Below are 9,770 nucleotides of genomic sequence, written 5' to 3'. Positions count from 1 at the left end.
GGCGGGACGCCCATCCCACAAAAAAAATCAAAATCATCCCGCTATTATGCAACGCCTAAATTATTGCTCTCGAAGCTAGTTTGCGACTAGCCTAGAAGGGATTAACGGACTGCTATCAAACTATTTAATTTGGCAACTAAAACGTCCAGATGTCCCGATGTTTATCGTCTAGTGGGTGGAGTCTCCTGTGCGGTGTAGTCGCACAGGAGAGCTTATGCTCAGGGGTTTAGTGCTGACCAACTTTATTGCTAAATTCTCACTGCAAAAGATGCTGCTAATTCCCGTTCTGGTTCCATACCAACTGTAGGCGGCATGGAACGATTGGCTACTTGCTCAATTAGTTGTAAATGTTGCGGTAGCATTTTAGCTAAACTGTAGCGTTCTAGGGCAGTTTGACGGGCTTTGATGCGAATTTCTGCCATGCGGGTAGGATGGTCTAAAACTTCATCAATGCGATCGGCTACTTGTTTCGGTGAGAAGTAATCGACTAGCAAACCGTTTTCTCCATCGCGGATAACTTCTCTGACTGGCCCTGTGTCGGAACCGATTACTAAACATCCTGTCGATAAAGATTCAATCATCGACCAAGATAGTACAAAAGGTCTGGTCAAATAAACGTGTACGTCCGATGCTTGAATTACTTTTAAATACAGTCCGTAAGGTAGCGGCCCGACAAAGTGAACTCGCGACAAATCTAGCGGTACTTTTTTGAGCATATAGTCTTTGTAAGACTCGCCGTTGGGTAAAGAACGCCCGTAACAAACTCTTTCTGAACCAACAATTACGACGTGACAGTTGGGGCGGCGTTCTTGTACATAGGCGATCGACTCAATGAATTCGGGAAAACCCCGGTAAGGTTCCATTCCCCGCGATACGTAGGTGACAATTTCATCAACGCCAGACAAGTCTAAGTTAGGCAAAACCAGTTTAGCACCGGGGTCTGGTTTGAAGTAATCGGTATCTACGCCGTCGTGGAGTGTGGATAATTTTTGTTGTAATTCTGGCGGAAATTGCGATCGCTGCCAATAAGTGGGCGACACACCCCAATCGCAAGAATATAAATCGATCAGAATCGGCGCATTTTTGATTCTAATTCTGGCCATATCGTCAACTGTTAAAGGTTCCGCTGGGTCGAAATCTGCGTCGGAACCAATAGCATGATAAAACCACTCGAAATAACACAAAAGCGGCGTATTTGGAAAAGCTTCTTTGACAAATAATGTTGGCCCCCAACCGGAATGTCCGCAGATAATATCGGGTACGAAACCGTCTGCTTTGAGTTGTTCTGCCATTCTAAATACGGCTTGTCCGTAGATGACGGCACTTTCTAAAGGGCGGACGTATTGGTGAGTCTGCGCGTGGGGTTCCCGGCTGGGGGTAAATGCTGCTTTGCGAACGCCGGGAATGTTCCACTCTGGGCGCTCGTTTTTAGTGCCGAAAACAATTTGATTTTTGGGATCTGCGCCTAACGCCGTGATAATGTGGCGGTATTGGGCGGGGAAGTTGGGATGGAGAAATAATGCTTTCATTGTCTGTTGTCTGTTGTCTGTTGACTGTTGACTGTTGACTGTTTTCTGTTCTTAGTTGGAATAAAATATTTAGAGTCGGCTAAAAAGCTTTGGTTTTATTCATTGGGGGTTGGTGCTTTGCATATCCAGACGCAATCTCGCGGTACTGAAGATGTATTTTTCAGGATGATTTCATAGTTTAAATGAGTGAGAAATTTTTCCATAATTGTATCAGTCATAACTGAAAATGCAGTGCCGTCTCTGCGTCCCAGCAGGTTTTTGTCCCACTCGCTGGCGAATTTTTGCCACCCTAATTCGCTGAGAATATTGCCGTGGTGAAAGACGCAAATTCGATCGCCCCGCAGTAGTTTGGGAATTTGAGTTAGGTAGTTGAATATGTCTACCGGCTCTATGTGTACCATTGTATCGTAACAAAAGCAGGCATCGGCTGAGGACGGGGCGATGCTGTCTAATGTTAAACCGTCGAGTTTGACGTAAGAAACGCGATCGCTCCCCAAGCGCGATCGGGCGGCTTGCAGCATTTGACTGGAAATGTCGGCACAAATTAGTCGATCGCAATATTTCAGCAACAGCGAACCTGTTTTTCCGCCGCCGATACCAATTTCTAAAACCCTATGTTCTTTTTTGATGTACGGTGCAATAAATTGCTGTTCTATCAAGGATTCATATTCTGATAGCGAGTTAGCCGCACCGGCACCTTTCCCTATCCATTCATCGCCCAAATAAGCGAGTTCAGGATTATTGTCTTTCCATTCTTGGGCGTAGCTATCCCAAGCTTCTTCGTAGTCTATTTTAGGCGGTATTATTTCCATTGTTTTTGGTTTTTTGGGTCTCAGAATACACAAACAAAAATCGCTTGATAGTCCTCCGGGTACAGCCATTAAGATTTGTTCAATCTCAAGCAATAACTTGACGATCGTTTCACTCTTGGGTTCTCCGTCTGAAAGTTGATAGTGATCTAACAAAGGGTAAAGTTCGTGAAGCAACCCCCCGCCGGCTAGATTCAAGACTTCCACATCAAAGTAGAATTCTAAAAACGGAAGTATCAGCTTTGACCGGACTGCTTCTGAAGGGTCTTTCGCGAATACTCTCTCAATACTTGGACTAGCAAATATTTCAGTTGTTCCCGATCTTAGCGTGTAGTGAAAACATTTGTAAATGCGATTAATCAAATCCACTTGATTTTGATTGTATATATTGTAGCAATCTCCTATGTATTCATTGATAATAAAATATCCATCTGGTTTTAAACATTTCCGAAGAATTGATAAACATCGTTCTAGTTCTCTGACGTGATGCAGCGAACCTGAGCAAAAAACTATATCGTATTTTTTATTATCATCAATCGTAAACAAATTAAAGTCATCTTGATAAAAATTAATCTCTACTCCCGCTGCTGCTGCATCTTTTCTAGCAATTTCTAAAGATTTTTCTGAAAAGTCAAAGGCATCAATTTGAGTAGCTAATCCTAATTTGGCCATCAGAATCTCGTGATTGCCGACGCCGCAACCAATAGACAAAAGACGCTCGAACCGTCGCTTTTTGAAGAATTTATTTACTAACCAGTTTAGCCAATAACCATTACCCTTACCACCTGACAGCCGCTCGTTTATAGCTGCTTCAATAATGGGATTAGACAACCAGTAACCTTGCTTCCCAATTGCGGCTGTTGGGTTAGTCTCCCAATATTTTTTAGCGGTAAATTGATCGGAGATGTTATCTTCCATACGATCATAATTTGAATCCATACTTTTTCACCCTTGAATCTGGAACGGTTACTTTTTAATAAAATAAGCTTCTAGAAAAATTTTACCGTAAGTTTGAGTCATTTCTGCCAAAATCTTCAATGAATCTAACACATCTTTAGCATTTTATGCTAACCGCTGACGCAAATATTTATCCTCTGTTTTTGGTTTTTTATGTCTCAGAATACACAAACAAAAATCGCTTAATAGTCCTCCGGGTACAGCCATTAAGATTTGTTCAATGTCAAGCAATAACTTGACGATCGTTTCACTCTTGGGTTCTCCGTCTGAAAGTTGATCGTGATCTAACAAAGGGTAAAGTTCGTGAAGCAACCCTCCACCGGCTAGATTCAAGACTTCCACATCAAAGTAGAATTCTAAAAACGGAAGTATCAGCTTTGACCGGACTGCTTCTGAAGGGTCTCTCGTAAATACTTTCTCAATAGTTGGACTCGAAAATATTTCAGTTGTTCCAGACCTTAGCGTGTAGTGAAAACATTTGTAAATGCGATTAATCAAATCCAATTGAGCTTGATTATATATATTGTAGCAATCTCCTATGTATTCAGTGACAATAAAATATCCATCTGGTTTTAAACATTTCCAAAGAATTGATAAACATCGTTCTAGTTTTATGACGTGATGCAGCGAACCTGAGCAAAAAACTATATCGTATTTTTTATCATCAATACTAAATGAATTAAAAATGTCTTGATAACAATTAATTTCTACTGCTGCTGCGGCAGCATCTTTTCTAGCAATTTCTAAAGATTTTTCTGAAAAGTCAAAGGCATCAATTTGATTGACAAATCCTAATTTATCCCTCAAGATTTCGTGATTTGCCACACCACAACCAATAGACAACAGGTTATCAAACCGTCGCTTTTTGAAAAAATTATTGATTAACCAGGTTAGCCAGTAACCTTGAGTCTTACCACCTGACAGCCGATGGTTTATAGCTTTTTCAATAATCGGATTAGACAACCAGTAACCCTGCTTCCCAATGGCGGCTGTTGGGTTAGTCTCCCAGTAAATTTTAGCTGTTAATTCATTTGAGGTGTTCTCTTCCCTGATGCTCGAAATTTTACGCCATACTTTCTTACCATTGAATCTTGAACGATTAGTTTTTAGGAGTAAAATAAGCTTCTCTAAAAAATTGACCATAAGCTTCAGTCATTTCTGCAAAAGTATTCAACGACTCTAACACATATTTAGCATTTTCTGCTAATCGCTGACGCAAATATTTATCCTCCAATAAACTATTCAATGAGGCTGCTAATTCCTCCGGACGATCGGGCGTATAAAACAAACCATTAATTCCCGGCCGCACTTGTTCTCTAATTCCAAAAACAGGCGTTGTAATAATTGGCAAATCGCAAGCCATCGCCTCCAAAATCACTCTCGGAAAACTTTCAACGCGAGAAGTGCAAACAAAAATATCAGCCGCTTTGTAATATTTGGCCGTCTCTCCAGTTTCTGGGACTACTGTCACCCTTTGCCGCAACTCTTCTGGCAATTCCCCCACCAAATCGGCTAATTTATTGCTGTAAATACTCGGGCGATCGCCCACAATAAAACACCTAATTTTTTTGTGCCATTTGTCCGGCAAAAGTGAAAGTGCCTTAACTAAATCCTGCTGGCCTTTGCGTTCGCATACCGTTCCCAGCAGCAAAATAACCACATCTTCCGCTGCAACACCTAAAGTTTTTCTAGCCAATTCAGAATTCTGCGAATTTTCGAGTTTGCTCAAATCTAAGCCGTTGTGAATCACCGTAAAATTGTGGTGGCTGTTGAGAGGCAAATACCTGTCCCGCGTTGCATCCGCCACAAAAATTACCTTGTAAGGAAAGCGAAAACACTCTAAAGCTCTGGCCGCAATCTCAGAACCAAACCTGTTAAAATAAGTTTGCCAAGGTTCGCTTTCGTGGACGTTCCACACCACAGGAATTCCGATTTGGCGCGCCGCATCAACTACAAAAAAGTTTTCTAAAGTATTGGCATAAATTGTATCTACTTTTAAACTTGCAATTTCTGTGCTAAAACTGCGGATGGCTTCATCATAAGCATCGCGCTGGTAGATGTGTTCGAGAGGATTGTCGCGCACAATTACTTCAATTCCCTGCTGTTGGTAAGCTTGACGCAGAGGCCCCTCTGTTGTGCAAAGTACGATCGGCTTAATCACACCCTCAGCCGCCAATTTCACCGCGATTTCGTACTGATGCAGCGGCGCACCAGTGAAATCCAGCGAATTGCTGCACATCAAAACTTTGATAGGGTGGATAGAACTGTTTGCTACTGATAACAAACCACACTCAGCAAATTCTAATTCTTCCTTATTCCTGACATCCGTTACATCCGTTACATCCGTTACAGAATCCGTGGCCGAACTTCCTTCTTCCTTCATAAAAACCCGTCGGGGTTGAATATGAAAATACTCATCTTCTAAAGACAAGTGAGGACTGTAAAAACTGTCCTTTTTCCCCGCATACTTGCGTCTAAAAGCCGCCACTTCTTGAGGATTGTCGGTAAAACCCCTAGAAGTTCCCTCTTTGTGCAACAACTCCGCATCGGGACAATATACGCACCGATAACCCCGTTCTAACAGTCGGTATCCGTAATCTGCATCATTGTAAGCAACAGCAAAATTCTCCTCATCAAAACCGCCCAATTCTAAGAACAATTGACGCGGAGTAATCGTGCAAGCGGCTGTTACCGCAGAGTAATTTCGCGTTACCATCGCTTGAGACAGATAGCCTCGATTGTCGCTGTTCATCAGCTTAAAAGCGTGACCAGCCAAGCCGTGATGCAGCCCGTGAATTACGCCCGCGTGCTGAATTCTGCCGTCGGGATATAACAGCCTCGCGCCGACTGCACCCACGCCAGGGATTTGAGCGTATCCCACCATTTGACTCAGCCAGCGCGGGTTAATTACTTCAGTATCGTTGTTCAAAAACAACACATATTCGCTATAAACTTGTTCGGCAGCGCGGTTATTAATTGCTGCAAAACTAAACTTGCCACCAGGATTTTTTATATGCAAAACTTGGCAATTTAATTGCTTTAAATATTCTAGAGTTTTAGGATCGTCGCTTTCGTTGTCGATGACGGCAACTTGATAATTTTTATATGTGGTAGTTTCTAGAGAATCCAGACAGGCTTTCAGCAATTTAAGCTGATTTTTAGTAGGAATAATTAGCGTTACTGATGGGCCATTATCCGGGAAATCCTGGGAAAATATGCCCAAATTTTCTTTAATCGCCCATGCGTGCTGAGCGACATTGCCGTTAATTTGGCGACGGTTTAGTGCATCTTGAATGGCTTTTTGACCTGCGGCAAAACTGGCAGGTTTCGCGGCCCCAGATATGGCTGTAGAACCGGGTGCGGTTCGCCAGTGATACAGCACTAACGGCAGGTGCGCGACGTGGCGAGAAATTTCGGTTGCTCTCAATGCAAAATCGTAATCTTGCGAGCCTTCAAGACCTATCCGCAAACCGCCTATTTGTTCAAAAATGTGTCTTCTCACGGCGCACAAATGACCGAGATACATATAGGAAAGCAGCAGTTCCGGCGACCATTCCGGTTTAAATTGCGGCGCGAAGCGGCGACCTTTAGTGTCGATTTTGTCGTCGTCGGAATAGAGAAAATCTGTGGCTGGATGTGAGGCAAAATATAAGGCGACTTCGCCTAATGCGTCGGGAGTGAGTTCGTCGTCGTTGTCTAAAAACAGGATGATGTCGCCTGTTGCGAGGGCGGCGGCGCTGTTGGTGGCTGCGCTGATGTTGCCGTTTTCTGTACGAAATGTGATGCGGATACGATCGTCCTTTTGAACCCAGTTTTTCAAAGTGTCAGCAACAGTGAAATCGGTGCTGCAATCGTCGGCAATGCAGAGTTCCCAGTTTGGATAAACTTGATTGATTACGCTGTCGATCGCACTTTCGAGAAAATCTATCTGCGGGTTGTAAACTGGCATTACTACCGAAATTTTTGGCAGGGGTTCCCGGCAGGATTTTAACCGAGAAATTAAGTAATCGCGCGCGCGATCGTTCCACTGATTCACACCCAGCCATGCGTCATATCTATCAATGGGTTGAGGCACCACAAAACCCGCAGGCGGCAGCAAATCTCCCGGCGCAGTAAACTGTTTTTGCTGTCGGTAAATCTTCCCCAACTGGCGGAGCACTTTCACAATTTCCCAAGGCATCGGCACAATCCTGCCCAGACGCTGTTTTCTTTCCCTCGCCCGCTGCTGGATTGCGGCTGTAAACCTTGATAACTCCTCAAATTTATCAGCACTTCGCTGCCAAATATGGTAGCGCCGCACAGTCAATATTTTCGGCGCTTGAAAAGACAAAATTTCCCCGGTTTCTAACTCAGCTTGCAGAGAAACGTGCCATTCGCCCGGAGGCAAATCGACAAGGGCCTCAAAACCGCTTTCCGAACTGTTAACCCAGTCGGGGAAGACTTCGCCGACATCTTTTCGCCGCAAACCGTAGGCGCATTCTACAGAAGTATCGCCGCACAACAAGCTTAATTTAGCAATTTTGCGATCGTGGTGGCAGCACCAACCTGCAAACAAAATTTGACCCTGACGCTGTTCCCACACCACCGGTACATCTAACGATGCTTGAATCGTTGAAACTAACAACGGATAAGCTGCCAACAAATGCCATTTACCTCGCTCATCTTGCGCTTCCAGTAGCACTTCGTGCCGTCCGGCAGGCGCTTCCAATTGAATTGTAAAACCTGATTTCTTCGCAGCCGGAATATTAGAGTGTGCGAGCGCTATATCACTTCTGTCTAGGCCGTAAACGCCTGCGAAACTCTGGTCTTTAATTCTGGCCCGGACTGCTGTAGTCTCTCTTTTTTGGTGAAAAACCCAGCCGACAATTAGCAGGTGGGAATCGCAAACTTGCCAAGTAGTGGGTTGATCTAACGAAAAAATAAATTTAGGGAACAAGTCGCGGATTTTGCGCTGAACTTCCCACAACTTTTCTCTCACTTGCCACCATATTGAAGACTTAATTATAGCAAGTTCTGCACGAAATTTTTCATTTTCCTGGCGGGCTTGTTCTAAATTTTCCTGAGTATCCTTTAATTTTTCCTGAGTTTGACTTTGTGCTGTTTCTAACTGAAGTAACTCAGCTAACTTTTGCTGCAATATAAATTCAGTCTCTTCAAATTGTACCTGAGTTTGCCCTAATTCTGCTTCTAATTCTAATACTTTCGCTAAAGCTGTTTGAAATTGCGATTCTTTGCCGGCAAGCTGTACCTGAGTTTGTCCTAATTCTGTTTCTAATCCCAAGAGTTTCGCTAACGCTTCTTGAAATTGCGATTCTTTGCCGGCAAGCTGTACCTGAGTTTGTCCTAATTCTGCTTCTAATTTTAAGACTTTTGTTAAAGCTTCTTGAAATTGCGATTCTTTGCCGGCAAGCTGTACCTGAGTTTGTCCTAATTCTGTTTCTAATCCGAGGAGTTTTGCTAAAGCTTCTTGAAAATTTGATTCTTTGCCTGCAAGCTGTACTTGAGTTGCTCCTAATTCTGTCTCTAATCCCAACACTTTCGCCTGGGCCTGGTGAAATTCTTCTTGCCACTGTTTGAGTTCGGAAGACCTAATTTTTTGCTGTTTTTCCAGTAAGCGGATTTTTAGCCAATCTTCAAATGGCCAGCCTGGAGAGGCTGGGAAATGAATAACTTGATCGATCGCACCTTTCGATTCGCTGCTGAGATTGCCAGCTTGGGTTTCCAAAAGTTCATATAGTTCTAATGCTTCGGGAAAATATTTTTCTATTAAACTCGGTCTGTGACTTTTGACAATATCGTTGACTAATAAAGATTCTTCAAAATTGTCGCCCGGTATGGCACCTAAGTTAACATTAAATTTTTCGTTGACTCGATCGAGGAAAAGTTCAGGAGTGTTGCCGATGGGGTAAACATTGGCTAGGAGACAGCGATCGGGGAAACGTTCGTAAAGTTCTAAAACTTTTTGATTGTAGTGAATCCACATTTTTACTGCCATTTCGGGATTTTGCAGCAAGCTGACATCGGTTCCCCGGCGGTAAAGGGAATCGACTACTTCCCAGGGCGATCGATAAACACAGATAAAATTAGCTTCGGGGAGCAAAGTCAGCCAAAAATCCCAAAAAAGGGCTGTTCGCGGGTCTTTCCAACCCCAATGTTTGTGAGTTTGTTGATTTTGGTCGATCGCGCGTTTGGCGATTTCCACGTATTCCGCTGCTACCGGAATCGTTTTTTCAAACGTACATCCGAGTTCATCAATACCCTGCGATCGCAAAACACTTTTGTGAAACTCCACAAAATCAACATTCTCGAAATGACCTTTCACATTTCCGTCGGCCGGGCCCACTAACTTTTTGCCAATATCAACCCCGACTTTCTGAAACAAAGAAGCTGTTAAAGACGTACCGGAACGGTGCATTCCGGTAACAATAAAAACCGACGGTTTGCTGTCATTTGTACTCACAATTTCTCTCCCTCG

The 9,770-nt window shown here is 43.4% G+C and carries 4 protein-coding genes; all 4 read right to left on the bottom strand.

Annotated elements, in window-relative coordinates; genetic code table 11:
• Positions 1-248: 248 nt before the first annotated feature.
• The 4 genes from QUA71_RS07175 to QUA71_RS07160 all read right to left on the bottom strand — a co-directional run bounded on the left by QUA71_RS07175 (position 249) and on the right by QUA71_RS07160 (position 9,755).
• Positions 249-1,529 carry a glycosyltransferase family 4 protein gene (locus tag QUA71_RS07175; protein ID WP_006634596.1) on the bottom strand — a complete coding sequence of 427 codons (1,281 nt, stop codon included), beginning with the start codon at positions 1,527-1,529 and terminating at the stop codon, positions 249-251.
• 95 nt (positions 1,530-1,624) lie between these two features.
• A complete protein-coding gene (locus QUA71_RS07170) occupies positions 1,625-3,277 on the bottom strand; it encodes a class I SAM-dependent methyltransferase (RefSeq protein ID WP_333283654.1) in 1,653 nt (550 codons plus the stop codon).
• 123 nt (positions 3,278-3,400) lie between these two features.
• Positions 3,401-4,438: a class I SAM-dependent methyltransferase gene (locus QUA71_RS07165; protein WP_333283652.1), complete on the bottom strand. Its 1,038-nt coding sequence runs from the start codon at positions 4,436-4,438 to the stop codon at positions 3,401-3,403.
• The gene (locus QUA71_RS07160) at positions 4,395-9,755 is read right to left on the bottom strand and encodes a glycosyltransferase (RefSeq protein WP_333283651.1); all 5,361 of its coding nucleotides are present in this window, start codon (positions 9,753-9,755) and stop codon (positions 4,395-4,397) included. Before QUA71_RS07160 ends, QUA71_RS07165 begins: the two co-directional genes overlap by 44 nt.
• Between the last annotated feature and the right edge of the window lie 15 nt (positions 9,756-9,770).

The sequence above is a fragment of the Microcoleus sp. MON1_C5 genome (genome assembly GCF_036701875.1).
Lineage (GTDB): Bacteria > Cyanobacteriota > Cyanobacteriia > Cyanobacteriales > Microcoleaceae > Microcoleus.
This window is presented reverse-complemented; position numbering and strand designations above follow the sequence as displayed.

What these genes read in the sequence shown, in the direction of transcription:
- QUA71_RS07175 (WP_006634596.1), bottom strand. Translation starts at nt 1,529, where the DNA reads ATGAAAGCATTATTTCTCCATCCCAACTTCCCCGCCCAATACCGCCAC.
- QUA71_RS07170 (WP_333283654.1), bottom strand. Translation starts at nt 3,277, where the DNA reads ATGGATTCAAATTATGATCGTATGGAAGATAACATCTCCGATCAATTT.
- QUA71_RS07165 (WP_333283652.1), bottom strand. Translation starts at nt 4,438, where the DNA reads ATGGTCAATTTTTTAGAGAAGCTTATTTTACTCCTAAAAACTAATCGT.